We start from the raw sequence: 25,820 nt of genomic DNA, 5'->3' as shown, positions 1-25,820 counted from the left end.
AGACTGTGTTAGCCACTTGCATAAATATCAAGCAAAGCAATAGATTTTTGCACAGCATATGAAAATCCCATTAAAATTACAGGTCAAATGACCTTTTTTAATATAAAATACCGCTAATTATTGTCTCTGTAGGTTTTTATCATGGCTATTCACGTTATTACTCATCCTCTTGTTCAACATAAACTTGGTTTAATGCGCGCATATGGCATTAGCACTAAAAGCTTTCGTGAACTGTGCTCTGAAGTAGGCACATTATTAACCTACGAAGCTACTAAAAACCTTCCACTTGAAGATAACGAAATTACCAGTTGGGACGGCAATAAATTAAATGTGCAGCACATTAAAGGTAAAAAAATTACAGTAGTGCCTATTTTACGTGCAGGCCTTGGTATGATGGACGGTGTAATGCAATTACTACCAGCCGCTAAGGTTAGTGTTGTAGGTCTTCAACGTAACGAAGAAACGCTAGAGCCAATCCCTTATTTTGAAAAGTTAGTAGGTAATATTGACGAGCGTTTGAGCCTAGTAATTGACCCAATGCTTGCAACCGGTGGCTCAATGATTGCCACTATCGACATGCTTAAAAAAGCAGGCTGTAAAGAAATTAAAGTTATTATACTTGTAGCAGCACCGGAGGGCGTTGCAAAAACACTTGAGGCTCACCCAGACGTAGAAATATTTACTGCATCAGTAGACAGCCACCTGAACGAAAAAGGATACATAGTGCCCGGTTTAGGTGATGCGGGCGACAAAATATTCGGTACAGTTTAGGAGTGTTCAGTGCAAAATAACGCCACATTTTCTATAAAAACCATTTTAACGGGTGCACAAATGCTGTTTGTAGCATTTGGTGCATTGGTGCTTGTGCCGCTATTAACAGGGCTCGATCCGAGTGTGGCATTGTTTACCGCAGGCATTGGTACTTTGCTGTTTCAGATAGTGACTAAAGGTCAAGTGCCTATATTTTTAGCCTCTTCATTTGCTTTTATTGCACCTATTATTGCTGCCGTGCAAATGTGGGGTGTGCCCGCGACAATGGGGGGCTTAATGGCGGCAGGTTTTGCATATATGCTGTTGAGCTTATTAGTAAAATTTAAAGGCGTAGCAACGCTTCATAAAATTTTACCACCTGTGGTTGTAGGCCCCGTAATTATGGTTATTGGTTTAGCCCTTGCACCTGTTGCTGTAAATATGGCGATGGGTAAAAGTGGCGACGGCAGTCTTCAAATTATTGATTACAATAACGCTATTTTTATTTCGATGTTTTCGTTATTAGTAACGCTTGTTTTTGCAGTATGGGGAAGGGGTATTTAAACTTATTCCTATTCTGGCAGGGGTTGTAGCGGGTTATGGCTTATCGCTTATTTTAGGTGTTGTGCAATTTGACGCAGTAAGTAATGCACAATGGTTCGCTGTGCCTAACTTCACATGGCCAGAATTTAAATGGCAAGCTATTTTGTTTATGGTGCCAGTGGCTATTGCGCCAGCCATTGAACACATTGGCGATATGATGGCGATTAGCCAAGTAACCAACAAAGACTTTTTGAAAAAGCCTGGCTTGCACCGTACTTTGTTTGGTGACGGCTTAGCTACATCAGCCGCGTCATTATTTGGTGGCCCGCCTAACACTACTTACTCAGAAGTAACGGGGGCAGTAATGCTTACCAAAAACTTTAATCCAAAAGTAATGATGTGGACGGCCATTATTGCTATTGCTTTAGCGTTTATCGCTAAAATGGGGGCTGGGCTGCAAACAATACCGGTACCTGTAATGGGCGGTATTATGATTCTACTTTTTGGTTCTATTGCCGTTGTTGGCCTAAATACACTGGTTAAGTCGGGAGATGATTTAACTGCGCCGCGCAACTTAAGCATTGTTGCCCTTATTTTAGTGTGCGGTATTGGAGGAATGCATGTTGGTGGTAGCCAATTTAGTTTGGAGGGCGTAAGTTTATGCGCCATCTTAGGTATCGTACTTAACTTAATATTACCTAAAGCAGAGCCTGTAGAGGCTTAATTTTGAACATTAACTAATTAGTTTGCACCATAATAGCGCATTTTAAATGCGCTATTTTTTTAACCTATTAAAAAATATACAAAAAAAATATTGGTCTAGTATCTGCATTTACTCCTTCAGAACGTATTGTATGCAAGGAGTTACTATGTCAGAGGCCAATATTGTGGATATAACCCCGTTTTTAGCAAAGCACCAACTGCCTTTAAAGTATCAATATTTGAGTGAGCAATACTTTGTTCCACTCGCGCATGACATCCTCGAATCTAAAAAAACAAATACTCCTATTTTTGTTGCCATAAATGGATGCCAAGGATCAGGGAAAACAACACTCGCTGATTTTTTAGTTACGTGGTTTTCTAAAAACACATCCCTTAACAGTGTCGCATTATCTATTGACGATTTTTATTTAGCTAAGCAAGCGCGTAAACAACTTGCTGAGGATGTTCATCCACTATTTGCAACTCGTGGAGTACCAGGTACTCATGACACGGAGTTGATGAATAGCACTATTTCGCAGCTATTAGCAGGTGATATAAATGTGCCATTACCACGCTTTAATAAACACATTGATGATTGCGTTTCTCAAAATGAATGGTTAGCTAATTCAACGCCTGTCGATATTGTTATTTTAGAAGGATGGTGTGTAGGCAGTGAGCCGCAGCCATTATTTTCATTGAGTGAACCGCTTAATGAGTTGGAGCAGCTTCATGATAAGGAGGGCGTGTGGCGTCGTTGTATAAACAGTTGTTTAGCCAATGAGTATAAAGCAATTTTTAATAAAATTGATTACACCGTAATGCTTAAAGCGCCAAGCTTTAGTGATGTATTTACATGGAGACAAGAGCAAGAGCAAAAACTAATTGCTAAAGAAGGTGCAGGATCAGGCACGATGACTAATGCGCAGTTAGTGTGGTTTATTTCTCATTTTGAGCGTATTACACGCGAAAATTTAAATACTTTGAGCAGTAAAGCAAACGCACTGATTGAGCTTGATGCTAATCGCGATATAAGTGGGATGCATTTAATTAGCGATGACACCCTTCAGCCAATTATTTTTACCGATTTAGATGGCACTTTACTCGATCATAGCGATTACAACACCAGTAATGTGAGTGTGTTATTGCAACAGTTACAAAACGCACATATCCCAGTGGTGTTTAATACCAGTAAAACATTTTGCGAAGTGGTTGAAATTAAAAACGAATTAAACATCCAACAGCCTTTTATTGTTGAAAATGGCGCTGCAGTTTATATACCCGATCACTACTTTGAACTTAAACCGATTGGTTGTAAAAAAGTTGGCGCTTATTGGTGTTTTGTATTAGCTAAGCCTTTGTCGCGTTTATTAAGTGATTTAGAGTCGCTCGATTCTAAATACAAAGCGCATTATAAATTATTTAGTAACTTAACCGGTGAACAAATCTCTGAGTTAACAGGGTTGAGTGACGAACAAGCAAGGCGTGCGCAAACGCGAGACTACTCAGATCCACTTTATTGGTATGGCAATGATGACTTACTAAATACCTTTGTCGAAGATGTTAAAGCGCTTGGTTACGACATAAAAGTAGGAGGGCGCTTTATTCATATTGCCAAAAATACAGACAAAAGCGCTGCACAGCAGTGGTTGGTTAAGCAGTTTACCCATCACTTTAGAAAGCCTCTCACAGTCATAGCATTGGGCGATAGCGATAACGATAAGCAAATGTTAGAGCAAGCCAATATTGCCATTATTATTGCAAATCCGGCGAGCAAAAAACCGGTTAAATTGTCACATAACAAGGCACGCTATTCACAATCGCCAGCACCATTAGGTTGGATTGAAGAAATAACATCACTACCTTGTATTAACAGTATTTTAAGTATTACTGAGGAGCAAACATCTCATGGCTGATTTTTACCAAAATGGCGTAATTACTACATTACACAATATAGCTGACAGACCAATTGAAGAGCTAGAAAAAGAATTAATCGGGTTTAGTAAGCAGCGTCCAATGGGGCTTATATTACCATCGTTATTTAGCGAGTTAGAAGGCCCTGCGCTGCAAAATATAGTTAGCGAGTTGCGTGAAGTACCGTATTTATCGCAAATTACTATTGGCCTAGATAGAGCTGACGAAGCACAGTATCGCCACGCACTTGGTTTTTTTAAAGAGTTAAATCAAAACCACAAAGTACTTTGGAACGACGGCCCGCGCTTACAAGCTCTTGATAAAGAATTACAAGAGCTAGGCGTAGCGCCAAGAGAGCTTGGAAAAGGCCGAAATGTTTGGTACTGCATGGGTTATAAGCTAGCAACAGCAGAAGTAGAATCTATCGCGCTGCATGATTGCGATATTTTAACCTACGACAGAAGCCTACTTGCTCGCTTAATTTACCCTGTTGCGCATCCGCGTTTTAACTATGAATTTTGTAAAGGCTTTTACCCGCGTACAGCAAACGGAAAAATTAACGGCCGTGTATCACGCTTATTAGTAACGCCACTACTGCGTTCATTCAAAACTATATTAGGTAACCGCGACTATTTGGAATACATGGACTCATTTAGATACCCATTAGCAGGTGAGTTTTCGTTCAGACGTGATGTATTAAACGACATTCGCATCCCAAGTGATTGGGGATTAGAAATTGGCGTACTAAGTGAAATGTATCGTAATTATTCACATAATCGTTTGTGCCAAGTAGATATCGCCGATAACTACGATCACAAACACCAAGTACTATCACTTGATGATCAAAGTGCTGGGTTATCTAAGATGTCGATTGATATAACCAAAGCTTTATTTAGAAAGCTAGCAACACAAGGCGTTACTTTTACCAGTGAAACTATTCGCTCACTCAAAGCAACGTATTACCGTATTGGTTTAGATTTTATAGAAACCTACCATAATGATGCAATAATGAATGGCTTAACGCTTGATGTGCATCAAGAAGAAAAAGCAGTAGAAATGTTTGCACAAAATATTATGAATGCAGGGCAACAATTTTTAGATAACCCAATGGAAGCGCCATTTGTACCAAGTTGGAACCGTGTTGTGTCAGCAATGCCAGATGTATTTGAGCGCTTAAAAGAAGCAGTGGAGTTAGATAACAAAGAATATAGCCAACCTAAAAAATAAATGTTCAGGTTAAGTAACTAAAAAATAAAAGGGGCGCATGTGAGCACAGTTAACGAACTATTTTTACAGCGGGTAGAGCAACATCTTCGAATAATTTATGAGGATGTTGAACTGCCCTTATCAATTGCTGAGCTTGCTCAGCAATTGATTAAGATTATTTTAGGCAGCAGTCCACTGCGCGACCCGACACCGCATACAAACAGGTGGGATGAACAAGATATAGTATTGATAGCTTATGGCGATTCAATTATTAAGCATGATAATAGTGATTTTGCGGTATCAAGCCCAATGGAAGCTCCGCTCAAAACACTACACCGATTTATAAAAGATCAATGCGATATGCAACTTAATGCGCTGCATATATTACCATTTTACCCGTACAGCTCAGACGAAGGCTTTGCAGTAATGAACTACGTGCAAGTTAACGAATCGCTAGGGGATTGGGGGGATATTCAAAACATAGCCAAAGATGTAAAGCTAATGGCTGATTTAGTAATTAACCATTGCTCAAGCAGAAGCGTATGGTTTGAGAATTTTTTAAACGATTTACACCCAGGTAAAGATTACTTTAAAACGGCAAGCTTAACTGATGATTTAAGCCAAGTTGTACGCCCGCGTACCTCATCGTTATTGAATACCGTAACAACGCCAAGCGGCGAAAAGCACGTATGGTGCACGTTTAGTCACGATCAGGTTGATTTTGATTTTGGCAATCCTGATGTACTTAAAGAGTTTGTGGGTATAATTCGGCATTATTTAGACAACGGTGTGCGCTTATTTAGACTCGATGCAGTTGCTTTTTTATGGAAGCAACTAAATACAAATTGTATTAACTTACCACAAACACATGAAGCCGTAAGGCTAATGCGCACGCTTATTGAGCATGTAGAGCCAAGTGTGGTCATAATTACCGAAACCAATATCCCAAATCAAGAAAACCTATCGTATTTTGGTAACGCCAATGAAGCGCATGCGATTTACAACTTTGCACTGCCACCATTATTGCTACACACTTTGTTAAGTGGTGATAGCACAGCACTTAAACACTGGATGATGAGTATGCCGCCGGCGCAAAACGGCACAGCCTACTTTAACTTTATAGCATCGCATGACGGAATTGGGCTTAGGCCAATTGAGGGTCTATTAGAACCTAGCGAAGTGGCTTCACTCGTAAGCACAACGATGCAATTTGGTGGGCGTGTTTCAATGCGTACCAGTAATGACGGCACACATACCCCGTATGAGCTAAACATTGCATTATTCGATGCGCTACAAGGAACACATAACGGCCCAGACAAATTTGGCCTTGAACGGTTTATGTGTGCACACGCAATTATGTTTGCACTTGAGGGAATACCAGGGCTTTATATCCATAGTTTACTTGGCACAACAAACGATTACGAGCGTTTTGAAAACTCTCAACACAACAGAGCCATTAACCGTCATCGTTGGCAAGAGTCAAAATTGTTAGCAGCGATTGGTGAAAAATACAGCCATCATCATAAAGTATTTAACGGTATTAAAGCGTTATTGGGTGTACGTAAAAAGCAAAGTGCGTTTCATCCTAATGCCACGCAGTTTACGCTGCATTTAGCGGGGGGATTATTTGGTTTTTGGCGACAAAGCATCGATCGAAAGCAAAGTATATTTTGTGTTTATAATATAAGCGATAAAGCACAAACCTTAATACTAGCCGATTTAAACCTAATTAATACGCAGCAATGGTTCGATTTAGTCGCAGTAAACACAATAGAAGAAGGGCAGCTAAATATTGAACTCGAGCCATATCAAAGCGTGTGGTTGAGCAACCTGCAGTAAATATTTTTAACAATTTAAATATCAAACTAACTGTAAAGGGGCTTTACAGTTAGTTTCGATCTATTCTACTACCCGAGTTACTTTCTTTTCTATCCTTGATACAATCTGTAGGTTTTTAACTTAGTAAGGTTGTTCATGAAGTCTTTTTATATATTTTTCACATTGTTATTTAGTTCATTAGCATTTGCTGATCAGCCTGTTGATCTCGAAATAAACATGAAAAACACAGGGCTTGCTTATAAACAAGCAGTACAAGCAACTGATCTAAAAGAATTTAATATCGCAATCGATAAGTTTATTAAGCTGGTAAAAGTAAGTAAAACAGCCAAATTTTATAAAGAGCCCGAACAGTCATTACAAGGCCTTGATAAAGTAATTACTCAGGCTGAGCTTGCTAAAAATGCGGCTAATGAACAAGGGCTCGCAGAGGCGAAAGCATCATTAAAAAATATAGATGATTTACGTAAAAAATATCACAAACTACATGAGCCACCAGGCTTTTTTGAATTATTGTTTGGTTCGTAATCTAGGCTCAAACTAAAAAATTATGTATTAGTAAATATTTTAACCAACATTTAGGTTATATAAGGAATAACAATGGAAATTTCAGTTTCAATGTTAGAAGGCCAAAAGCAAAGTGCAAAATTTGGCGATTTAGAAGTGATAAGCGATCAAAGTATTGCTGCGGGTGGGAGTGCCGAACACCCTGAACCTTTTGACTATTTTTTAGTGAGCATGGTGCTATGCGCAGGGTTTTACGCACGAAAATTTTGTGAACAACGTGATATTTCTACACAAGGAATGACGCTAACACAAAACAATGAAAACGTTGATGACAATGGTAAAAAGTTATTTGCTATTGAAATTAACCTACCAGAGGGTTTTCCTGAAAAATATAAAAAAGCCCTTATAGCTGCTGTTAATACGTGTACTGTTAAAAAAGTAATTCAGGCCGTGCCTGAATTTTCAGTCATTGTAAAATAGTAACGTCCTAAAATTAGGTAGCTTAAATAAGCTACCTAATTATGTATTAATACCCCGCTGAGATTACTTCTTTTTCATCCCTTGAACGGCTTTAAAGCGAGGGTTGCTTTTACAGATAACAAATACACGGCCTTTGCGTTTAACTATTTGACAACCAGCGCGCTGTTTTGCACTTTTGAGTGAGCTAAGTACCTTCATTATTTTTCCTCTTTTTTACTCGTTGAAACACCTTTAAATCGACGATTAAACTGTGCAACACGACCATCTGTGGTTACGGTTTTTTGCTTACCTGTATAGAAAGGGTGTGAATCACTCGACACATCAATAGGCACATACGGATAAGTTTTACCGTCTACCTCAACAGTGCGGTTGGTTTTAATTGTTGAACCGATAATAAAATAAGAGTCGGCAGCGGTGTCGTGAAAAGCAACTACTTGGTAGTCAGGGTGAATATTTGGTTTCATAATGCGCCTCAATAAATGATATGTGATAATATATCATTTAATTTAACGCATTTTTTTGTGCTTTGCAAATAGTTTTAAAAGCAGTGAAAAGCACCAGTTTGATGGCTATTTGTGCAAATAAATCAAAAAATAAGCACTTAGATTAAAAATGCTGGCTATTAGCGTTTAGGCTGTTATAACTATATTTAAGCTAATAAAAACGTTAAAACCGCATTTACAGTTGATCACAGAGGTAATGTATGAGCGACGCAGTACAACAACAAGAAAAAATAGATCAAGGGGTGATGGATACCCTAAGAGAGCGTGACCATAGTGCCTTAGCACATCAACTTAATCCTTTAAGTTGTAACCACAACGACATTGTTGAGTTATTGGCACAATATATGGCACTCAGTGAGCAAGACAATGATGAATTGTTTGACGATTGGTTTGATAATTTATCTAAAGAACAGCATACGGTATTAAAAGTTTTTGAAATTTATCGAGGTCAATATGAGCATCAAAACTAATATTGTTTTAGATGCTTAGTTTTACTCTAAATACGAATAATTTAACTTTATGATTAAAGCGTTATTAGACTAATATAAATTTACTCTCTGATTAAAGTTTGGTTATACCGAGCTAAATTAGTTTAATAATTCAAGTTTTTAAGAAATGTTTGTTAAAATTAGTCAGTTAACAGGAGTCAACAGTGGCAGACATTAATAAGTTAGTAAATAATATAAAAACAATAGTGAAAGATAATCAAATACCGCTTAATAAACTAATGACACCTGACTTTATTAGCTCACATACAAAGTATAATGATTTTGATAGTTTATTGGCCGGAGGCGGTTTTGAAATAACGGATGAAAAACAATTTAATTTATTTCCTAGTAACGATTGGGAAGCGTACATAACTAGGCAAACGCAGTTTATATCATGGAGAGAGATGAGGATGAGAGCCATGGTTATTTATGTTGGTTATCAAATAACACTCGATGATTAATTTATTACCTTTATTATTTCTATTTTAAAAGATCACAAAGTTAGTTTTGGTTTTATAAAATCTAAAAAAGCGACAATACGAGACGAAACTGCGCTGTTTTTATAATAAACCGCTTGTATAATTTCACGATTATTTGGCCTCATAACCGCATTGGGTAGTAATTCAATAAGTCGCTTTTCATTTATGTCATTTCCAATCATAAAATCCGAAAGTAGAGCAATGCCTTGCCCTACTAAACATGATTGTCGTACTGTCTCTCCGCTACTCGCGCTCAGCGAATAGCTTAGTTTTAAAGGTTGAATTAACGGCCAGCTATTAAGTTTAGGTGAGTCGGTAAAACCAATTAATTTATGGCTGGTTAAATCATTTATAGCATTAATTTTAGGGTTACTTTTTAAATACTCAGGGCTTGCGACTATACGCAGTTTACTATGGCCTAACTTACGAGCATGTAGGTTTGAGTCCTTTAAATCACCAATGCGTATGGCTAGGTCGGTTTTATGTTCAAGTAAATCAATAATGCTATCGTGCGAGGTTATATCAAGCGTTATGTGCGGGTATTGCTTAGCAAATTCGCCAATTAAAGGCGTAAGTTGGTGCAATACAAAAGGGCTTGCCGCATCTATTCGCAGCTTGCCACTTGGCGCTTGTTTTAAAAGCTTTATGGCTTCTTCAGCGGTATAAAGCGTATTTAATCCTTCGCGCGCATATTTTATAAAAGTATGGCCTTCTTCGGTAAGTTCTAATCGGCGTGTTGTTCTGTTTAGCAAAGTGCATTTCAGTGTATTTTCAAGGCGTGATACAGCTCGCGACACTTTAGCCACTTGTTGATCGAGCAAATTAGCCGCCCCCGAAAAGCTTCCGCAATCGACTACCGTTATAAACGTTTCTAAATCTTCAGTTTTTGAATGAACAGCCATAAATATACCAACACCATCTTTGCATTATTAACAAAAGTATTTTGTCACTAATGCTATTTTTTGCAAACGATATTTTAGCCAAACTATATTCTTCATATATTAATGAGGATATAACTATGCCATTGGCTTTGTGGGCGCTTACCTTAAGCGCATTTGCAATAGGAACAACTGAGTTTGTAATAGTGGGGTTAGTACCCACCATTGCAAACGACTTAGGCGTAAGCCTACCTTCAGCAGGTTTGCTTGTAAGTTTATATGCGGTTGGCGTTGCTATTGGTGCACCGGTGCTAACAGCTTTAACGGGTCGTTGGAATCGTAAAGTGGTCTTAATAAGCTTAATGGGCTTGTTTGTATTGGGTAACTTACTTGCTTGGCAAGCGCCAAGTTACGAAACATTAATACTTGCGCGCATATTAACGGGGCTTGCCCATGGTGTGTTTTTTTCAATCGGATCGATTATTGCCACAAGTCTAGTAAGCAAAGACAAAGAAGCCAGTGCAATTGCCATTATGTTTACCGGGCTTACTGTAGCACTCGTAACTGGTGTGCCACTAGGTACATGGATTGGACAACACTTTGGTTGGCGTGCAACGTTTTTAGTTGTGTCGGTATTAGGTTTAATTGCATTAATCGGCAGTTCTATTTTAGTGCCAAAAAACTTAAAACAATCAATACCAGCCACGTTTAAAGAACAACTACAAGTAATTGTAAAACCGCGTTTATTACTCGTGTATTTAATGACGATATTGGGCTACGGCGGCACGTTTACAGCGTTTACTTATTTAGCACCTATTTTAGAGCAACAAACAGGCTTTGCGCCTTCGGCTATTGCCTTAATAATGCTTGTTTACGGCGTATCGGTAGCGGTAGGTAATATTTGGGGTGGAAAGTTGGCCGACAAGCGCGGCCCAATTAGCGCTTTGAGTATTATATTCAGCGCTTTGAGTGTTATTTTACTGATATTTACCTTTACGATGGAATCAAAAATTGCCGCTGTACTTACTATTCTAGTCTGGGGCGCATTTGCTTTTGGCAATGTGCCAGGCTTGCAACTTTATGTAGTAAAGCAAGCGCAGAAGCACACGCCAAATGCGGTAGATGTTGCATCAGGTTTAAACATAGCCGCATTTAATATTGGTATTGCTCTTGGCTCAATTATTGGCGGTAGCGTAGTAGAGAACATGACTCTGCAAGACACAGCATGGATAGGCGCTGTTATCTCTGTTTTAGCCCTCGGTGTTACACGCTACAGCGGTATGCTTGATAAACGTGAAATTCAGCAAGCATAAAGTCTTAGCTGTTAAGATTGAAACTAAAATTAATGACCTCATACCTGTTATAAGGTCATAGATTTTTAAGTGACAGTCGCAATAAGAAGTAAAAGGTGTATTTCGTAAAGCTTTAAAAGAGCTTGTTTTTAACCGATTATTTTATAAGGATAAACCATGACAAAACGTGTAATAGAAATGCCAGAACTAGGTATGGGAACATTCCGCTTAGAGGGCGACACTGCCTATAACTCAGTAAAAATGGCACTTGAAGTTGGGTTTCGCCATATTGATACCGCACAAATTTATGGCAACGAAGAGCAAGTAGGCCAAGCTATAAAAGACAGCAATATTCCGCGCAGTGAAATATTCTTAACCACCAAAGTGTGGAATAACAAATTAAACAAAAGCGACTTTATTCCAAGCGTTAAAAAGTCACTTGAAAAGCTACAAGTTGATTCGGTCGACTTACTGCTAATTCATTGGCCATCGCCTGCTAACGACGAGCCAATGAGTGAATACCTCACTGAATTACTAAAAGCGAAGCAGCTTGGTTTAACCAAACACATTGGTGTATCAAACTTCACCATTGCAAACTTAAATGAAGCAATGCAAACACTCGACTCGCGTGAAATATTTACCAATCAGGTTGAGGTTCACCCATATTTAACTAATACTAGATTGCGTGCGTTTTGTGCTCAGCACGATATACACGTAACGGCGTACATGCCATTTGTAGTAGGCAAAGTACTTAAAGATCAAACCATTATCGACATTGCTAAAAAGCACGATGCAAGTCCAGCACAAGTTGTTTTAGCATGGGTTAACGCCAGCGGTATGACGACAATTCCATCATCAACTAAGCGCAAAAATTTAGAAGATAACTTTAACGACCACGTTAAATTAGATGATGAAGACATAGCCCGCATTGACGCTCTAGATTGTGGCGACCGCCAAGCAACACCAGACTTTGCGCCGCAGTGGGATCAGTAAACTTACCTCAAACGCAAAGTTAAACTAAATATTTTAAGGTGTAGATTATCTACACCTTAACTTTTAAAAAGGAATACACATGTTAACGGTTATAGCTGCACTGTCGTGCAAAAATATTGATGCAGATGTGATGCTTACAGCACTTGAAAACTTACAAAAGTCATCGCGCCAAGAAGTAGGGTGCTTACGTTATGAATTATCGGTAAAAAGTGATGATGAACATACTGACTATGTAGTTAGCGAACAGTGGGCGTCTGACGAACACTTTGAAGCGCATAAAAACGAGCCACACTTTAAAGCGTTTGGTATGCAAGTTACTGGGCTTTTAACCAATAGTAGTATCGATGTATATAAATCAATTGGTTAAATTATTTTTATAGTGCTTATTATGGTATGTATTAAAATACTTAGCTAAATTACATGTAATAAAGTAAATACTCAAATAGGTGCTGTTAACTTACATCACCTTTTTATTTTTTCACTCTAACCTGCCTCTAAAATACTCAACTTCCCCAATATATCAATGCAACCTAATAGGACTCTTTTTATGAATTCGTAGTGTGTCGAAATCTAAGATAGTTTTGTAGTGAACGCCAAATTTTATGGTAATAGAAAATCTACTTGGCCCACCTGTTTTAGTTGATAATTCATATGGTTTTGCTCTTACTAATGCAAATTGATGATTCTTCTGTTAGTTTAGCAACTGACCTGAAGCTAGGTGGAAAACACATGGCTCCCTCTTTAGTTGTTGAACTAGGCAAAGAAGCAAGTATCAATATTGATGGTAAAGAGCTTTCAGTTTTAGTAAGCAAATCAAGCAGCTAACAAGTTAAAAATTAGGAATATAATTAATGAGAAACTCAAGAAATGAAATAGTAAAATATGGAGTCTCTTTTGGTACAGCCCTAGCAATTGCTATTTCATGGAGTGCTAACGAGTCTGTGTTATGGGCAATTTTGCATGGTTTTTTATCTTGGTTTTATGTTATTTGGCATGTAATTACGCAATAAGTGTTTTCGCGTGTGCACTGATTGATTTGTAGACCGCGGTCAATGTTAATAGTTGAGCAATTACCATTTAAAACGATTAAGTTAAAAATATAAAAGGAATAATTAATTATGATGTGCGGTGGCTTTTATATGCTGCTAAACGCAATTTCGGTGACTTCTAATTTTGGACTAAGCTCTCGCATTTATAGTGTTAATGCTTTAGGTGGCTTTGGCGTTACAGGCGGCATGGTTATGATCCCGTTTCTTTTTGGTGTGGGCCTAATTTTTTATAATTCTAAAAACATTTTAGGCTGGGTGCTATCGCTTGGCTCGTTAACAGCACTAATATTTGGCGTTATATCGAGTGTTCGATTTAGTATGCGAACTATGACGTCGTTTGATTTGATTGTTATTATAATTTTAGCGTTTGGTGGCTTAGGGCTGTTTTTACGCTCGCTTAAATCTGTTGATACTTAAATAATTACCACGCTTTGTTTTAAATACAATTTTAACTAGAGGCATTTAACATGATGTTCCAATGCCTAAACTAATATATTAATAATATAATCCTTCCTATTTACTGCTTAACCAGCAACGTATTTTAAAGAGATTTATGTGAACAACTCAATACAGCTAAAACTAATTGCTACTCATTTATTAGCACAAAGAGAAGAAAACCCAGCGCGTTCAAACTTTCCCAAAGAGTTAGTACTAGACTCGACTGACGATGCGATAGAAGTACAAAAGTTGATGATTTACTTAAATGATCAAACTGTATATGGCTGGAAGTGTATGCTGCCTTTAGATGATGGCTCAATTATATTAGCGCCTCTTTTACATGCACCTATAAAACAAGCTGAAAATTGCCCACTGTATACAACAAACAATAAAGCGCTTATTGAACCAGAAATTGCATTTATTTTACAAAGCGATTTACCAAGTAATAAAACCTATACAAATGAAGACGTGGATACTGCATTTGCCAGCGTCCACTTGGCACTTGAGCTTATTCAAAAAAGATTTGATGAAGACACTCCAAGCACTCACATTGAAAAGCTGGCTGATGGTTTATCTAATCAAGGCGTGTATTTAGGCCCGAAAATAGATAAAGCCAAAGCGTATAACGCAAGTACTGTAAATATAAACGTTAAGCAAACTGAGCTGGAGTTAAATTTAGCGGGTGTGCATCCTGCTGAATTTGCGCAACTTCCACTTTATTGGGCAGTTAATTACTTATCAGCAAAGGGAATTAGCTTAAAAGCAGGGCAAGTGTTTATAACAGGTTCTTATTGTGGTGTTGTTGAGCTTAATACCAATGAGCAAACATGTATTACATATGAAGATTTAAATACATTTAATGTGACATTTTTATCCCATTAAGCGTAATACTCATTTTAACGGTCATAATAAAACAACCCACTAATTAGTGGGTTGTTTTTTATTAGGCTAAATTTTAATTATTTGATTTTAGAGAGTAATGCAGGGTTTATTACGAGATTTCTTACACCGTGAGCATGATCTTCATTAAAGGTATTACTTTCACACCACTTACCTACACTGTTTATATCTACTTTTGCTACTTTTGGTTTAACTGACCATGTTACTTGGAAAGGAGAGCCTGCCTCATTGTAACCAGGGCCAGTGGTAGAGCCGGTATAAATAACTGCTTCACCAGTATTAGTAAGTGCATTCGCTGCTTGGTAATAGCCATTAACCGATGACACGTTACTTATTTCGTTAAAATCAAGCGCGTTTGCATCGTTTACTAATACGTATACTTGCGCTTCAACACGTAGTTGCGGATTTTTAATCGAATCACTCAAACAACTACCCAGTGTAGGGCCAGGTTTAACCATTGCACTGCTATGCACATTGTGAACTTCAATGGTGTCGCCTACTGAAAGAGCGCCGTGTTCGCTCGGACAAATCTTTATTTTTGTAGGTTTGCTCTCATTTTTAGTTAAAGAGCCTGAATACACATAGCCACTTTGATAGCCATGACCATCGCCATTGCCTGCATATTTACTAAACTCGCCGCCGGCGTGTTCTGCATTTTTATGAAAATGGATATTGCATAAGTTCATTTGTGATGAAGCAGGCGCATCAGAAAATATTACTGTATTCTCGCCTTTATGATTATCAATATTACGCGGAGATTGAGGGCCAAAACCTTTATTAATTGTGTTTTTAGCAAGTGCGGCGCGCTGTGTTTTTACTACGTCATCGCTTACGTTCTCGTGGTTAGCTTTAGCAAGCGTATTAAAAGAAAGAATTGTGAGTGCAGCAGAAATTAAGCTTATTTTTGTTTTCATTGTCATTGAGTCAGTGCCTTTATTAAGGTGCTTTATTGCGAATTTTCGCTCGTTTGATACGTGATAGTTACGTTAATAGATCTCATTTAATCTAAAAATAATCCTAAAATAGTAAATAATCAACTTAATATAATGTTATTTAATAGACAAATCATACTTTAAAACAAGTGCATCAATGTAGCGAGTGCGTAATGTGCTTTGCTTTTCATGATCGGCACCATGACTCAGTGCACGGTTTAAAAGCTTCATAGCGGGATGTAAGTAAGAACGCTCGTCTTTGTCTAAACTCGCTTTACTTCGTAGTTCGGTAATATCGTCTACAACTAAGCGACCAATATCAACAGCGACTATTTCGTCTATTAATCCATTTTGAGTAAGTACGCCGTATTTACTGCATAAAAATTGTTGCCAGACTTGTTGTAAGTGCTCGTCTATTTCGCAGCCAAATAACTCTTCATTAAATTCAAACCCTTGCTGAGCTAATTTAGTCAAAATGGCAATGTATTGTTGTGCAAAGTAATTAAAAGCATGGCTTGATGATTCTATTTTTTGTTTTATTAAACCTTGCCCCCAATTTACACAGCCGCGTGGGTAGTAATCGTCATACTCTTCGCATTCATACAAACCTGAATATGAACTACAACTAAGTTGACTTTTAATACAATAACTTGGTTTGGGGAAAACACTTTGCTCTTGCCAAGTTAAAAGCATGTCTGAATCTATATTTAATGCTTGGCATAGTTCATCGGTGTTATAAAAATGAGTTGCTAAGTAGTCAGATAAACGCATAAAGCCTCTGGTATCGTTAAAATACAAATACTGTTTATGTATACAGTGCTTAATTTTGAATTAACAAACTCAATAACACAAGGTATTTTATAATTAAATATGCGCTTACACCTCCAAAAGTACTGGCAAATATGTTACAAATAGCGCAAGTTTTATAAATAATGAATTTTTATGCGCACCCTAGAACAAATTAAACAAGCAAGCCTTATTACAGCGATTAAAACGCCATACTTAGCAAACGGTGAAATAGACCTAGCAAAGTACGATGAACTCGTTGCAATACAAATTGCAGCGGGCGTTGATGGCATTGTAGTCGGTGGCACAACAGGCGAAGGCCAGTTAATGAACTGGGAAGAGCATTTAATGCTTATAGCGCACAGTGCAAACAAGTATGGCGACAAACTGGTTATTGTTGGTAATACCGGTAGTAACAACACCCGTGAAGCGATTAAAGCAACTAAATATGGCTTTGCCAGCGGTATGGATGCAGCACTGCAAATTAACCCGTACTACGGACGTACGTCAATCGCGGGTGTTAAAGAGCACTTTAAGCGTGTGCTTGATATTGGCCCAGCCTTTATTTACAACGTAGCAGGGCGCACAGGTCAAGACCTAACACCTGATATTATTGAGCCACTTGCAAAGCACGAATATTTTATTGGTGTTAAAGAGTGTGGCGGCAATGAACGCATTGCCCATTATGAGCAACAAGGTATTGCATGTTGGTCGGGTAACGATGACGAAAGCCACGATGCGCGCCACACACATAAAGCGCACGGTGTTATTTCGGTTACTTCTAACTTAATACCTGGGTTATTTCGCCAATTAATGGATACTAAAAATAACGAGCTAAATACTTCGTTACAACCATTAATGAACTGGTTATTCTGTGAACCAAACCCGATTGCTATTAATACCGCGTTGATGATGACAGGTGCAGTAAATCCAGTATTTAGATTACCGTATTTACCGCTTAGCGAGGAGCAACAAAAAATCGGTTTGCCATTAATAAATCAACTTAACGAAAGTGATGTAGTAGGCGGTAAGGCTGACTATATAGATATAAAAAATATTGCTCTACTTTCTTAGTAATATGAGCCAGTACTGAATGATTTTAGTTGCTGGCTTTTATTTAATGATTATTTACTTTTATTGCTAATATCGGTAAAATTCTCGTCCTTATAATTAATAAAATATGTATATCTGTGAAATTTGTTGTTGAAGAACTCGCTATATGGATAAAGCCTGAACAGCGACAAATAAAAGAGAGTAATTGGTTTGATTCCTCCGTATTAAATCTTAGTTGGGTGCCTGCTATGCAGCGACGCCGCATGACTCCTTTTATTAAAATGGCGCTCTTTAGTGCCCATCAAGTAAGTGCTCAAGGTAGCTATATTAATTTACCTAGTGTTTTCTCTTCTCGCCACGGCGATTTTCACAAAACGTCTAACTTACTTGTTGATGTAGTAAATGATCAGCCTTTGTCGCCAACTGGTTTTGGGCTAAGTGTGCATAATGCGGCTTCAGGACTTTTTGGGATAATACAGGGTAATACAAGTGCTACAAATGCAATTTCGGCAGGCGCTGAAAGCTTTATTTATGCACTAGTAGATGGCGTTGTACGCCTTATTGATAGTGAACAGCAACATATATTAATAGTCCATACCGATGAAACCCTCCCTGACATTTACGTGCAGTTCGCTGATGAACAGCAAATAGCACACTCAATTGGTTTAATAATCAGAGCCCCGCAAGAAGGCGAACCTCATTTTAGTTTAAAAAAAGTATTTAATACGGGCATGGAAAAAAGCGACTTACCAATGAGTATCCAATGCGCTAAAGCTTTGTATGAGCGCAGCAATATATTACTTGTTCATAACGCGCTTGAGCACGATTGGCAGCTTACGTACCATGCTTAAAAATGCACAAAGGCTATGTGGATTGTTTTGGCGAATGATTACTACTGCATTTTGCTTTTCAGTTTTTGGAATTGGTGGTTTAGTATTAGCCTTTATTATTTTTCCCGCTCAGCGTTTATTTGAAAATAACCCAGTTAAACAAAAGCTTAAAGCTCGAAAAACAGTGCATTACTGCTTCAAATTGTTTGTTAGCTTAATGCATTTACTGGGTGCTATTCGGTTTCATGTTAACGATAAAGCACAAATTGAAAGCTTAAAAGGACAATTGATATTAGCAAACCATCCTTCTTTAATTGATGTTGTTGTTTTAATTTCGGTGATAAAAAACGCAGATTGCGTAGTAAAGGCGCATTTATTTAAAAACCCTTTTGTGCGCGGCGTTATTAAAAGCACAGGCTATATAAGTAATGATGATCCGCAAGAGTTATTACGAGAGTGCGAGCAAAGTTTACAAACGGGTAATAACTTAATTGTATTTCCTGAAGGGACACGGACAGAGCCTCACAAAAAATTAAAGTTTAAACGTGGCGCTGCAAATATTGCAATTAGATGTAATGCGCCTATCACTACTTTTTTAATTAAAATGAAACCAAACACTTTAACCAAAGGCACTCCTTGGTATAAAGTCGCGCCATATCAGGCGCATTTTACAATGAGGCTTACGAGCCAGCAGTTTAATTGTGCAACGTACGACAGCGATATGCCTGCAATGCAATCACGCCAATTGACTAAAGATTTACAACATTATTTTACACAAGAGCTAAAAAATATATGAGCGAATTAAAAGAACAAATAAAACAACTGATTATCTCAAGCCTTGACCTTGAAGACATGACCACTGCTGACATTAAAGACGATGACGCTTTATTTGTAGATGGGCTAGGGCTAGACAGCATAGATGCGTTAGAGCTTGGCCTTGCGATAAAAAAGCAATTTGATGTGAAAATAGATGCAAATTCTGAGCAAACTAAAGCGCACTTTGCCTCAGTTAATTCTTTAGCAAAATTTATTGAACAAGCACGTTCTTAATATATAAAAGTAGGAAGAAAAATGAAAACTGCTGCTGAAATTTATGATGTATTACACGGCATTTTAGAAAACGAATTTGAAATAGACCCAGAAGATATTAGCTTAGAGGCTAACCTATACCAAGATCTTGATTTAGACAGTATTGATGCAGTTGACTTAGTTGTGAAATTAAGAGAAATCACAGGTAAAAAAATTGAGCCTGATGCCTTTAAGCTTGTGCGCACAGTGCAAGATATAGTCACCGAAATAGAAAAGTTAGTTAACTAATACTATGTTAAAAGCAGTTTTAACAACGTTAATTATGATTTGCTTGGCTTGCTACCCTATTATTGTGTACGTAGGCCTTACGCGTTTTAATAGTCAGATTATTACAGTATTACTGCTATTTTTACTCGGGCTTAGACTTTGGTTAAGCAGAGCCTTATTTGATAAAATGCCGTGGTTAAAGCCCGCTACATTTTTAGCAGTCATTACTATTTTGATTTCCAAGGTAATGGATAGCGACTTAGGGCTGCGTTTGTATCCCGTAATCATTAATTTAGTTATGTTAGTTGTGTTTGCGTATTCTTTGTATAAAGGGCCTTCTATTATTGAAACCTTTGCGCGCATTACTGAGCCCTCACTTGATGAAAACGCTCTGATTTATACAAAAAAAGTAACGCTAGTGTGGTGTCTGTTTTTTGTATTAAACGGTGGTATTGCCCTGTACACCAGTATTTTTAGTAGCCTAGAAACCTGGGCTTTTTATAATGGTTTTATTGCTTACTTAGCTATGGGCACATTGTTTGCTATAGAGTGGTTAGTCAGACAAAAAGTAAAAAGGAACGCCGGTGTTTAATGCTTTTCAAAGTAATGCAATAAGAACATGTTTTAATCATACTGATAATGATATTTCTGAGCGTGAGTTTGTTAGTGATATAAATGAGGTTTTAGCAAAACTATCAACGTTAAACGCTACATCATCGGTTGTTTTATACACCACAGACGCCTACAAATTTTCCGTGTACTTATTTGCTTTGGCATTACACGGAAATACAGTGATTTTGCCGCCTAATGGGCAACCTGAAACGTTAAACTCCTTGCTTAAACAGACGCCGTTTTTTATTGGTGAGTCTGAATTAATAGCTGATTTAGCGGCTGATTTTTTAGATGTAAGCACTTTAGCCAATCAACCTCACTTTGTATTCATTGAAACAATTAATTGGCCTGAAGAAGGTACAATCGTTTTTTATACGTCGGGCTCGTCGGGTAAAGCAAAGCCAATTGTAAAAACGTGGCAGGTAATAAATAAAGAAGTAAATACATTAATTAACAGCTACGCACTGATTGATAATCCTATTTTTATAGCAAGTGTTTCGCATCAGCATATATACGGTTTACTGTTTAGGTTACTGTGGCCATTGCGTGCAGGGAAAGTTGTTAATACAGAACTACTGCATTACCCCGAGCATGTAGCTAAAAAGCTTAGGTTATTTAAAAAAGTGGTACTTGTTTCAAGCCCTGCACAATTAAAACGTTTGTGTATTGACAATGTGCTGGTGGATGAAAAAGCGCATTTACAATGGATTTTTTCATCAGGTGGGCCATTACTCGATGAAGATGCAGTGTCACTATATAAGCAATTAAATAAGCCTGTTACACAAGTTTTTGGTAGTACAGAAACCGGCGGAATAGCATATCGACAAGTTACTTCACTCGATAAAGTTAGCTTTTGGCAGCCATTTTCGGGTATTCAAGTAAGGGCGCAAAACGATCAGCGTCTGGTATTGAGCTCGCCATTGGTGCACGATAAAAATTATCCTTTGGACGATAGAGGAGAAGTATTTCAAAATGGCCAATTTAGATTACTAGGCCGGTTTGACCGGATTATAAAATTAGAAGAAAAGCGATTAAGCCTAGATGAGCTAGAGCAACACTTATGTACAAGTGAATGGGTCAGTGAAGCTAAAGTGATTGCTTTACCTGGTGAACGGTTAATTGTAGGCGCTATTATTGTACTCACTCAAAAGGGGCAGATGTTTTTTAATAGTGATGGGAAATTAGCAACTAATAATCTACTCAAAGCGCATGCTTTGGTGCGTTTTGAACGTATTTGTACTCCTAAAAAATGGCGTTTTGTAGAGCAATTACCTTATAACTCACAAGCTAAATTAAACTTAAAAGCGCTGGAGTGTCTTTTTGAAAAAGTTGATTAAAACGCAGCCTGATTTACTTACCTATGAAAAAACAGAGTGGGGTTACACGCTCAGTTTATTAGTCCCCCATGATTTAGATTATTTCAAAGGACACTTTACGGATGGCCCAATACTCGCAGGTGTTGTGCAATTAGACTGGGCTGTGGCTGCAATTTGTAAATATTATAAGGTTCAGCAACCTGTTAAAAATGTTGAAGTATTAAAGTTTCAGGTAGTGATCACCCCAGGTATAACAGTTGAATTATTGCTTGAGCAAAAAGCAGAGAATAAATATACCTTTTCTTATAATTCAAACAAAGGACAGCATGCATCTGGCCGTGTTGTTTTTGATAGCCTAATAAATGAATAACTTTTGCATTGTTATCCCAAATTATAATCATATTACGGTTATTGATGATGTACTGAGCCAATTATCGTCATTTAATCTTCCTATTATTATGGTTGATGACGCAAGCAACGCCGAAGCTAAAAATGTATTCAGTAACCTTGATGCAAAATACGCGCAGTTGAGTGTAGTTACCCACGACGATAATCAGGGCAAAGGCGGCGCGGTACAAACAGGCTTAAAGCAGGCACATAAGCTAGGTTTTTCACATGCGATACAGGTTGATGCAGATGGGCAGCATGATTTAGCTGACATTAAAAAACTAATAGCACTTGCAAATGCTCAGCCTAAAGCGCTTATAAGTTGTTGCCCAATATATGATGACTCAGTGCCTAAACACCGTTATTTAGCACGTTATTTAACGCATGTGTGGGTATGGATTGAAACGTTAAGTTTTACAATTGTAGATTCGATGTGTGGCTTTAGAGTGTATCCACTTGAGCAAAGTACAAAGCTAATTGATGAGGTGTCGCTTGGAAAACGCATGGATTTTGACCCTGAAATTTTAGTGCGTTTATATTGGCGCAATGTGCCTTTTGTATTTTTACCTAGCCAAGTAATTTACCCTGAAAATGGGCTTTCTCATTTTCAACCATTGCACGATAATGCGCGTATTTCCTGGTTACACACTCGTTTGTTTTTTGGCATGTTGATTCGCTCTCCTGTGTTAATTTGTCATAAATTAAAGAGGCGTTATGGCCGCTAAACATTGGTCTAAAATGCAGGAACGCGGTAATTTTTTAGGTATTCAAATACTGTTATTTGCCCATAAATTACTGGGTAGAAAAGGACTGTGGATTGTTTTGTTTCCTGTGGTTTTTTATCTTTTCTTAACAGGAAAAGTAGCACGTAAAGCATCTAAAGCGTTTTTAGCGCAGGTTAATGTTTACCAAGGCTGCAAACAACTTGTTACGTTTAAAATGCAATTAACACACTTTTGCAGTTTTGCAGATAGCGCATTAGATAAAATTGATGCTTGGCTTGGGCGAATAACCCAACGTGATATTAAGTACACTAATGAGCATTTATTTGCTGAGTTAGATGAGCAAAACCAAGGGGCTATTTTTATAGGTTCTCACTTGGGTAATTTAGAAGTATGCAGGGCACTTAGCCAACACCGCAGCAGTAAAAAAATAAATGTATTGGTGTTTACTCATCACGCTGTTGAATTTAATAAAATGCTTAAAAAGATTAACCCAGATGTGTCGGTTAATTTAATACAAGTGACTGATATGGGCCCTGACTTAGCTATTTTATTAAAAGAAAAAGTAGAGCTGGGGGAAATAATCGTTATTGTTGGTGACAGAACAAGCACAACAACGGCTTCTCGGTCGGTACAGGTACCATTTTTAGGAAAAAACGCCCCATTTTCACAGGGGCCTTTTATATTAGCCGCGTTGCTTGATTGTCCCGTTTACTTTTTGTTTTGTTTAAAAGATAAAAAAAGCAAAAAGTATCAAGTGATATTTGAGCATTACAGCCAATCATTAAAAATGCCTCGACGAGAGCGACAGCAGGCGCTAACACTTATTATTACTGACTATGCAGAGCGTTTGAGTTATTACGCAGCTTTATATCCTTATCAGTGGTTTAATTTTTACGATTTTTGGAAAAGTGATCAGCAGGTAGTGCGCGATCAATCAATGGAGAGCAAGTGTGACTGAACAAAATATACAGCTTTTTGGCAATCAGCGATTATCAATTGAAGATATTGTTCGAGTTGCCTTTAATCAAACACAAGTGCAATTAAATAGCTGTGAAACTTTTAGCGTTAAAATTAATAGCGCTTTGTGTTTTTTAGACACACTTTTAAAAGAAGATGGCGTAATTTACGGCGTTACAACTGGTTACGGTGATTCTGTAACAGTTGCAGTACCCCTTGATTTAGTTGATGAATTACCTCTGCATTTAACTCGCTTTCACGGCTGTGGACTGGGGGATGTATTTAATAAAGTGCAAGGGCGTGCAATTTTAGCGACCCGCTTAACATCACTTTCACAAGGCTATTCTGGTATTAGCTGGGAAATGCTGCACCTACTTAAAGATTATTTAAATAACGATATAGTGCCTGTGATCCCACAAGAAGGGTCAGTAGGTGCCAGCGGTGATTTAACACCGTTATCTTACGTTGCTGGTGCGATGGTAGGCGAGCGTGATGTGTTTTACAAAGACCAAGTACGTAACAGTGCTGAAGTTATGAAAGAAGTTGGCTTAGAGCCACTAACACTAAGGCCAAAAGAAGGTCTTGCCGTTATGAATGGCACAGCGGTAATGACTGCATTAGCGTGTTTAGCATTTGATAGGGCTAATTACTTGGCTAAATTGGCGAGCCGTATTACTGCATTAGCAAGCTTGGCACTTAAAGGAAATAGCCATCATTTTGATGAGATATTATTTTCAGTTAAGCCGCACCCAGGGCAGCAACAAATTGCGCGTTGGATAAGAAAAGATTTAAACCATCACGATCACCCTCGTAATGCAGACAGACTTCAAGATAGGTATTCAATCCGTTGTGCACCCCATGTTATTGGTGTGCTGCAAGACAGTCTGCCGTTTTTTAGGCACATGATAGAAAACGAGCTTAACTCAGCAAACGATAACCCAATAATTGACGGCCAAGGTGAGCATGTATTGCACGGCGGGCATTTTTACGGTGGCCACATTGCAATGGCAATGGATAGCATGAAAACAGCCGTTGCAAACCTTGCTGATTTAGCAGACAGACAAATTGCTTCTTTGGTTGATACTAAGTACAACAACGGCCTACCTTCAAACTTGTCTGATAGTGCACCAGAGCGCCGTTATATTAATCATGGTTTTAAAGCGGTTCAAATTGGCTGTAGTGCTTACACTGCTGAAGCATTGAAATTAACCATGCCGGCCAGCGTTTTTTCTCGCTCTACAGAGTGCCATAATCAAGATAAAGTGAGTATGGGGACTATTGCGTCACGCGATTGTTTACGTATTTTACAGCTAACAGAACAAGTGTTAGCAAGTACGTTATTAGCCAGTATTCAAGGTGTTAGATTACGTATTAAGCAAGGCGATCTTGAGTTTTCGACTTTAACGCAAGATATGCAAAACATGTATACCGATATAACTGATTACTTTGAAAACCTCACAGAGGATAGACCAATGGAAGCCGTGCTAAGGCAAACAATAGGGTATATTCAAACTAAACGTTGGGCGTTGTATGAATAGTAAAGGTGCATTATTAACGCATGTGGTAGAAATTGAAATTCCATTTCATGACTGCGACCCAATGAATGTTGTATGGCATGGTAATTACCCACGTTATTTAGAAGTAGCGCGCTGTGAGTTACTGCGTTTATTTGATTACGATTACCCACAAATGCATGAGTCGGGCTACGCGTGGCCTATTGTTGATATGCAAATAAAGTATATTGCCTCAGCGGTATTTACTCAAAAAATTAAAGTAGCGGCTTATTTAAAAGAATTCGAGAATCGACTACGGATTGACTACGTAATCACTGACTCGCTAACTAATAAGCGCCTTACTAAAGCCTCAACCACGCAAGTTGCGGTTGAGATCAGCTCCAAAGAAATGCAATTTGAATCACCCGCTATTTTATTTAATAAGTTAAAAGCAGTTTTGAATTAAATTTTTATTTTA

At 38.0% G+C, this 25,820-nt stretch carries 32 protein-coding genes and 1 pseudogene; 28 read left to right on the top strand and 5 right to left on the bottom strand.

What is annotated here, in order from left to right:
* The first annotated feature begins 141 nt into the window (after nucleotides 1-141).
* The 7 genes and pseudogenes from upp (at nucleotide 142) to P4S71_RS00700 (ending at nucleotide 7,935) form a co-directional block, all read left to right on the top strand.
* The gene (upp, locus tag P4S71_RS00730) at nucleotides 142-771 is read left to right on the top strand and encodes a uracil phosphoribosyltransferase (RefSeq protein ID WP_007378878.1); all 630 of its coding nucleotides are present in this window, start codon (nucleotides 142-144) and stop codon (nucleotides 769-771) included.
* Between the two features lie 9 nt (nucleotides 772-780).
* A pseudogene (locus P4S71_RS00725) lies at nucleotides 781-2,017 on the top strand (uracil-xanthine permease family protein).
* A gap of 145 nt (nucleotides 2,018-2,162) precedes the next feature.
* On the top strand, nucleotides 2,163-3,908 hold the full coding sequence (locus tag P4S71_RS00720; RefSeq protein ID WP_007378876.1) for an HAD-IIB family hydrolase: 1,746 nt from the start codon (nucleotides 2,163-2,165) through the stop codon (nucleotides 3,906-3,908).
* The gene (locus P4S71_RS00715; protein WP_096794532.1) at nucleotides 3,901-5,133 is read left to right on the top strand and encodes a glycosyl transferase; all 1,233 of its coding nucleotides are present in this window, start codon (nucleotides 3,901-3,903) and stop codon (nucleotides 5,131-5,133) included. Before P4S71_RS00720 ends, P4S71_RS00715 begins: the two co-directional genes overlap by 8 nt.
* Before the next feature lie 39 nt (nucleotides 5,134-5,172).
* On the top strand, nucleotides 5,173-6,951 hold the full coding sequence (locus P4S71_RS00710) for a sugar phosphorylase (protein WP_033030120.1): 1,779 nt from the start codon (nucleotides 5,173-5,175) through the stop codon (nucleotides 6,949-6,951).
* Between the two features lie 135 nt (nucleotides 6,952-7,086).
* The gene (locus tag P4S71_RS00705; RefSeq protein ID WP_096794533.1) at nucleotides 7,087-7,476 is read left to right on the top strand and encodes a cytochrome b562; all 390 of its coding nucleotides are present in this window, start codon (nucleotides 7,087-7,089) and stop codon (nucleotides 7,474-7,476) included.
* Between the two features lie 72 nt (nucleotides 7,477-7,548).
* Nucleotides 7,549-7,935, top strand: coding sequence for an OsmC family protein (locus P4S71_RS00700; RefSeq protein ID WP_096794534.1), 387 nt, complete (start codon nucleotides 7,549-7,551; stop codon nucleotides 7,933-7,935).
* A gap of 63 nt (nucleotides 7,936-7,998) precedes the next feature.
* Here the strand turns inward: P4S71_RS00700 and ykgO are convergent, their stop codons facing one another.
* On the bottom strand, nucleotides 7,999-8,133 hold the full coding sequence (gene ykgO / locus P4S71_RS00695; protein ID WP_007378871.1) for a type B 50S ribosomal protein L36: 135 nt from the start codon (nucleotides 8,131-8,133) through the stop codon (nucleotides 7,999-8,001).
* A complete protein-coding gene (locus tag P4S71_RS00690; RefSeq protein WP_007378870.1) occupies nucleotides 8,133-8,399 on the bottom strand; it encodes a type B 50S ribosomal protein L31 in 267 nt (88 codons plus the stop codon). The genes ykgO and P4S71_RS00690 overlap by 1 nt, the downstream gene beginning before the upstream one ends.
* 239 nt (nucleotides 8,400-8,638) lie before the next feature.
* On the opposite strand from P4S71_RS00690, the gene P4S71_RS00685 reads away from it, so the two are divergent.
* Nucleotides 8,639-8,908, top strand: a complete 270-nt coding sequence (locus tag P4S71_RS00685) for a hypothetical protein (protein WP_007378869.1) — start codon at nucleotides 8,639-8,641, stop codon at nucleotides 8,906-8,908.
* A 182-nt stretch (nucleotides 8,909-9,090) separates the two neighbouring features.
* Nucleotides 9,091-9,387, top strand: a complete 297-nt coding sequence (locus P4S71_RS00680; RefSeq protein WP_007378868.1) for a hypothetical protein — start codon at nucleotides 9,091-9,093, stop codon at nucleotides 9,385-9,387.
* A gap of 32 nt (nucleotides 9,388-9,419) precedes the next feature.
* Here the strand turns inward: P4S71_RS00680 and P4S71_RS00675 are convergent, their stop codons facing one another.
* The gene (locus tag P4S71_RS00675; RefSeq protein WP_337149837.1) at nucleotides 9,420-10,307 is read right to left on the bottom strand and encodes a LysR family transcriptional regulator; all 888 of its coding nucleotides are present in this window, start codon (nucleotides 10,305-10,307) and stop codon (nucleotides 9,420-9,422) included.
* 116 nt (nucleotides 10,308-10,423) lie between these two features.
* On the opposite strand from P4S71_RS00675, the gene P4S71_RS00670 reads away from it, so the two are divergent.
* The 7 genes from P4S71_RS00670 (at nucleotide 10,424) to P4S71_RS00640 (ending at nucleotide 14,937) form a co-directional block, all read left to right on the top strand.
* Nucleotides 10,424-11,596: an MFS transporter gene (locus tag P4S71_RS00670; RefSeq protein WP_337149836.1), complete on the top strand. Its 1,173-nt coding sequence runs from the start codon at nucleotides 10,424-10,426 to the stop codon at nucleotides 11,594-11,596.
* A gap of 156 nt (nucleotides 11,597-11,752) precedes the next feature.
* Complete coding sequence (gene dkgB / locus P4S71_RS00665) at nucleotides 11,753-12,568, top strand: 2,5-didehydrogluconate reductase DkgB (RefSeq protein WP_337149835.1); 816 nt, start codon at nucleotides 11,753-11,755, stop codon at nucleotides 12,566-12,568.
* 79 nt (nucleotides 12,569-12,647) lie between these two features.
* Nucleotides 12,648-12,935 (top strand): putative quinol monooxygenase, encoded by a 288-nt coding sequence (locus tag P4S71_RS00660; RefSeq protein ID WP_007378673.1) that lies wholly within the window; start codon nucleotides 12,648-12,650, stop codon nucleotides 12,933-12,935.
* Between the two features lie 302 nt (nucleotides 12,936-13,237).
* Nucleotides 13,238-13,393, top strand: coding sequence for a hypothetical protein (locus tag P4S71_RS00655; RefSeq protein WP_337120935.1), 156 nt, complete (start codon nucleotides 13,238-13,240; stop codon nucleotides 13,391-13,393).
* Nucleotides 13,394-13,419: 26 nt separating this feature from the next.
* The gene (locus tag P4S71_RS00650; protein ID WP_337149834.1) at nucleotides 13,420-13,578 is read left to right on the top strand and encodes a hypothetical protein; all 159 of its coding nucleotides are present in this window, start codon (nucleotides 13,420-13,422) and stop codon (nucleotides 13,576-13,578) included.
* A 108-nt stretch (nucleotides 13,579-13,686) separates the two neighbouring features.
* Nucleotides 13,687-14,034, top strand: coding sequence for a hypothetical protein (locus tag P4S71_RS00645; RefSeq protein ID WP_337149833.1), 348 nt, complete (start codon nucleotides 13,687-13,689; stop codon nucleotides 14,032-14,034).
* Nucleotides 14,035-14,172: 138 nt separating this feature from the next.
* Nucleotides 14,173-14,937: a 2-keto-4-pentenoate hydratase gene (locus P4S71_RS00640; protein ID WP_337120938.1), complete on the top strand. Its 765-nt coding sequence runs from the start codon at nucleotides 14,173-14,175 to the stop codon at nucleotides 14,935-14,937.
* 77 nt (nucleotides 14,938-15,014) lie between these two features.
* Here the strand turns inward: P4S71_RS00640 and P4S71_RS00635 are convergent, their stop codons facing one another.
* Nucleotides 15,015-15,875, bottom strand: a complete 861-nt coding sequence (locus tag P4S71_RS00635; protein WP_008137213.1) for a delta-class carbonic anhydrase — start codon at nucleotides 15,873-15,875, stop codon at nucleotides 15,015-15,017.
* A gap of 129 nt (nucleotides 15,876-16,004) precedes the next feature.
* Entirely contained in the window at nucleotides 16,005-16,658 is a 654-nt protein-coding gene (locus tag P4S71_RS00630; RefSeq protein ID WP_007378679.1) for a DUF6058 family natural product biosynthesis protein, read from the bottom strand.
* A 171-nt stretch (nucleotides 16,659-16,829) separates the two neighbouring features.
* Between P4S71_RS00630 and dapA the strand changes: the two genes are divergently transcribed.
* The 12 genes from dapA (at nucleotide 16,830) to P4S71_RS00570 (ending at nucleotide 25,808) form a co-directional block, all read left to right on the top strand.
* On the top strand, nucleotides 16,830-17,747 hold the full coding sequence (gene dapA, locus P4S71_RS00625) for a 4-hydroxy-tetrahydrodipicolinate synthase (RefSeq protein WP_096794539.1): 918 nt from the start codon (nucleotides 16,830-16,832) through the stop codon (nucleotides 17,745-17,747).
* 116 nt (nucleotides 17,748-17,863) lie between these two features.
* Nucleotides 17,864-18,577, top strand: a complete 714-nt coding sequence (locus tag P4S71_RS00620) for a beta-ketoacyl synthase chain length factor (RefSeq protein WP_198403034.1) — start codon at nucleotides 17,864-17,866, stop codon at nucleotides 18,575-18,577.
* A 34-nt stretch (nucleotides 18,578-18,611) separates the two neighbouring features.
* Nucleotides 18,612-19,352: a lysophospholipid acyltransferase family protein gene (locus P4S71_RS00615; RefSeq protein ID WP_033040640.1), complete on the top strand. Its 741-nt coding sequence runs from the start codon at nucleotides 18,612-18,614 to the stop codon at nucleotides 19,350-19,352.
* Nucleotides 19,349-19,606, top strand: a complete 258-nt coding sequence (locus P4S71_RS00610; protein ID WP_008137204.1) for a phosphopantetheine-binding protein — start codon at nucleotides 19,349-19,351, stop codon at nucleotides 19,604-19,606. The genes P4S71_RS00615 and P4S71_RS00610 overlap by 4 nt, the downstream gene beginning before the upstream one ends.
* A 21-nt stretch (nucleotides 19,607-19,627) precedes the next feature.
* The gene (locus P4S71_RS00605) at nucleotides 19,628-19,873 is read left to right on the top strand and encodes an acyl carrier protein (protein WP_002958648.1); all 246 of its coding nucleotides are present in this window, start codon (nucleotides 19,628-19,630) and stop codon (nucleotides 19,871-19,873) included.
* Nucleotides 19,874-19,877: 4 nt separating this feature from the next.
* The gene (locus P4S71_RS00600; protein WP_007378684.1) at nucleotides 19,878-20,444 is read left to right on the top strand and encodes a hypothetical protein; all 567 of its coding nucleotides are present in this window, start codon (nucleotides 19,878-19,880) and stop codon (nucleotides 20,442-20,444) included.
* Complete coding sequence (locus P4S71_RS00595) at nucleotides 20,437-21,801, top strand: AMP-binding protein (RefSeq protein WP_337149832.1); 1,365 nt, start codon at nucleotides 20,437-20,439, stop codon at nucleotides 21,799-21,801. The genes P4S71_RS00600 and P4S71_RS00595 overlap by 8 nt, the downstream gene beginning before the upstream one ends.
* Nucleotides 21,785-22,150 (top strand): ApeI family dehydratase, encoded by a 366-nt coding sequence (locus P4S71_RS00590; protein ID WP_337149831.1) that lies wholly within the window; start codon nucleotides 21,785-21,787, stop codon nucleotides 22,148-22,150. The genes P4S71_RS00595 and P4S71_RS00590 overlap by 17 nt, the downstream gene beginning before the upstream one ends.
* A complete protein-coding gene (locus P4S71_RS00585) occupies nucleotides 22,143-22,892 on the top strand; it encodes a glycosyltransferase family 2 protein (RefSeq protein WP_337120943.1) in 750 nt (249 codons plus the stop codon). The genes P4S71_RS00590 and P4S71_RS00585 overlap by 8 nt, the downstream gene beginning before the upstream one ends.
* Nucleotides 22,882-23,850: an LpxL/LpxP family acyltransferase gene (locus P4S71_RS00580; protein WP_337120944.1), complete on the top strand. Its 969-nt coding sequence runs from the start codon at nucleotides 22,882-22,884 to the stop codon at nucleotides 23,848-23,850. The genes P4S71_RS00585 and P4S71_RS00580 overlap by 11 nt, the downstream gene beginning before the upstream one ends.
* Entirely contained in the window at nucleotides 23,843-25,387 is a 1,545-nt protein-coding gene (locus P4S71_RS00575; protein WP_337120945.1) for an HAL/PAL/TAL family ammonia-lyase, read from the top strand. Before P4S71_RS00580 ends, P4S71_RS00575 begins: the two co-directional genes overlap by 8 nt.
* Complete coding sequence (locus P4S71_RS00570) at nucleotides 25,380-25,808, top strand: acyl-CoA thioesterase (RefSeq protein WP_007378690.1); 429 nt, start codon at nucleotides 25,380-25,382, stop codon at nucleotides 25,806-25,808. The genes P4S71_RS00575 and P4S71_RS00570 overlap by 8 nt, the downstream gene beginning before the upstream one ends.
* The last annotated feature ends 12 nt before the right edge of the window (nucleotides 25,809-25,820 follow it).

This window comes from Pseudoalteromonas sp. B62 (assembly GCF_037162565.1).
GTDB classification, from domain to species: domain Bacteria; phylum Pseudomonadota; class Gammaproteobacteria; order Enterobacterales; family Alteromonadaceae; genus Pseudoalteromonas; species Pseudoalteromonas fuliginea.
Note: the sequence above shows the minus strand (reverse complement) of the source record. Positions and strands in the feature narration are given on the sequence as shown.

Bases quoted from the DNA above. Each gene is read 5' to 3' on its own strand.
- upp (WP_007378878.1), top strand. From the start codon at position 142: ATGGCTATTCACGTTATTACTCATCCTCTTGTTCAACATAAACTTGGT.
- P4S71_RS00720 (WP_007378876.1), top strand. From the start codon at position 2,163: ATGTCAGAGGCCAATATTGTGGATATAACCCCGTTTTTAGCAAAGCAC.
- P4S71_RS00715 (WP_096794532.1), top strand. From the start codon at position 3,901: ATGGCTGATTTTTACCAAAATGGCGTAATTACTACATTACACAATATA.
- P4S71_RS00705 (WP_096794533.1), top strand. From the start codon at position 7,087: ATGAAGTCTTTTTATATATTTTTCACATTGTTATTTAGTTCATTAGCA.
- P4S71_RS00700 (WP_096794534.1), top strand. From the start codon at position 7,549: ATGGAAATTTCAGTTTCAATGTTAGAAGGCCAAAAGCAAAGTGCAAAA.
- ykgO (WP_007378871.1), bottom strand. From the start codon at position 8,133: ATGAAGGTACTTAGCTCACTCAAAAGTGCAAAACAGCGCGCTGGTTGT.
- P4S71_RS00690 (WP_007378870.1), bottom strand. From the start codon at position 8,399: ATGAAACCAAATATTCACCCTGACTACCAAGTAGTTGCTTTTCACGAC.
- P4S71_RS00685 (WP_007378869.1), top strand. From the start codon at position 8,639: ATGAGCGACGCAGTACAACAACAAGAAAAAATAGATCAAGGGGTGATG.
- P4S71_RS00675 (WP_337149837.1), bottom strand. From the start codon at position 10,307: ATGGCTGTTCATTCAAAAACTGAAGATTTAGAAACGTTTATAACGGTA.
- P4S71_RS00670 (WP_337149836.1), top strand. From the start codon at position 10,424: ATGCCATTGGCTTTGTGGGCGCTTACCTTAAGCGCATTTGCAATAGGA.
- dkgB (WP_337149835.1), top strand. From the start codon at position 11,753: ATGACAAAACGTGTAATAGAAATGCCAGAACTAGGTATGGGAACATTC.
- P4S71_RS00660 (WP_007378673.1), top strand. From the start codon at position 12,648: ATGTTAACGGTTATAGCTGCACTGTCGTGCAAAAATATTGATGCAGAT.
- P4S71_RS00655 (WP_337120935.1), top strand. From the start codon at position 13,238: ATGCAAATTGATGATTCTTCTGTTAGTTTAGCAACTGACCTGAAGCTA.
- P4S71_RS00650 (WP_337149834.1), top strand. From the start codon at position 13,420: ATGAGAAACTCAAGAAATGAAATAGTAAAATATGGAGTCTCTTTTGGT.
- P4S71_RS00645 (WP_337149833.1), top strand. From the start codon at position 13,687: ATGATGTGCGGTGGCTTTTATATGCTGCTAAACGCAATTTCGGTGACT.
- P4S71_RS00635 (WP_008137213.1), bottom strand. From the start codon at position 15,875: ATGACAATGAAAACAAAAATAAGCTTAATTTCTGCTGCACTCACAATT.
- P4S71_RS00630 (WP_007378679.1), bottom strand. From the start codon at position 16,658: ATGCGTTTATCTGACTACTTAGCAACTCATTTTTATAACACCGATGAA.
- dapA (WP_096794539.1), top strand. From the start codon at position 16,830: ATGCGCACCCTAGAACAAATTAAACAAGCAAGCCTTATTACAGCGATT.
- P4S71_RS00615 (WP_033040640.1), top strand. From the start codon at position 18,612: ATGATTACTACTGCATTTTGCTTTTCAGTTTTTGGAATTGGTGGTTTA.
- P4S71_RS00610 (WP_008137204.1), top strand. From the start codon at position 19,349: ATGAGCGAATTAAAAGAACAAATAAAACAACTGATTATCTCAAGCCTT.
- P4S71_RS00605 (WP_002958648.1), top strand. From the start codon at position 19,628: ATGAAAACTGCTGCTGAAATTTATGATGTATTACACGGCATTTTAGAA.
- P4S71_RS00600 (WP_007378684.1), top strand. From the start codon at position 19,878: ATGTTAAAAGCAGTTTTAACAACGTTAATTATGATTTGCTTGGCTTGC.
- P4S71_RS00585 (WP_337120943.1), top strand. From the start codon at position 22,143: ATGAATAACTTTTGCATTGTTATCCCAAATTATAATCATATTACGGTT.
- P4S71_RS00580 (WP_337120944.1), top strand. From the start codon at position 22,882: ATGGCCGCTAAACATTGGTCTAAAATGCAGGAACGCGGTAATTTTTTA.
- P4S71_RS00570 (WP_007378690.1), top strand. From the start codon at position 25,380: ATGAATAGTAAAGGTGCATTATTAACGCATGTGGTAGAAATTGAAATT.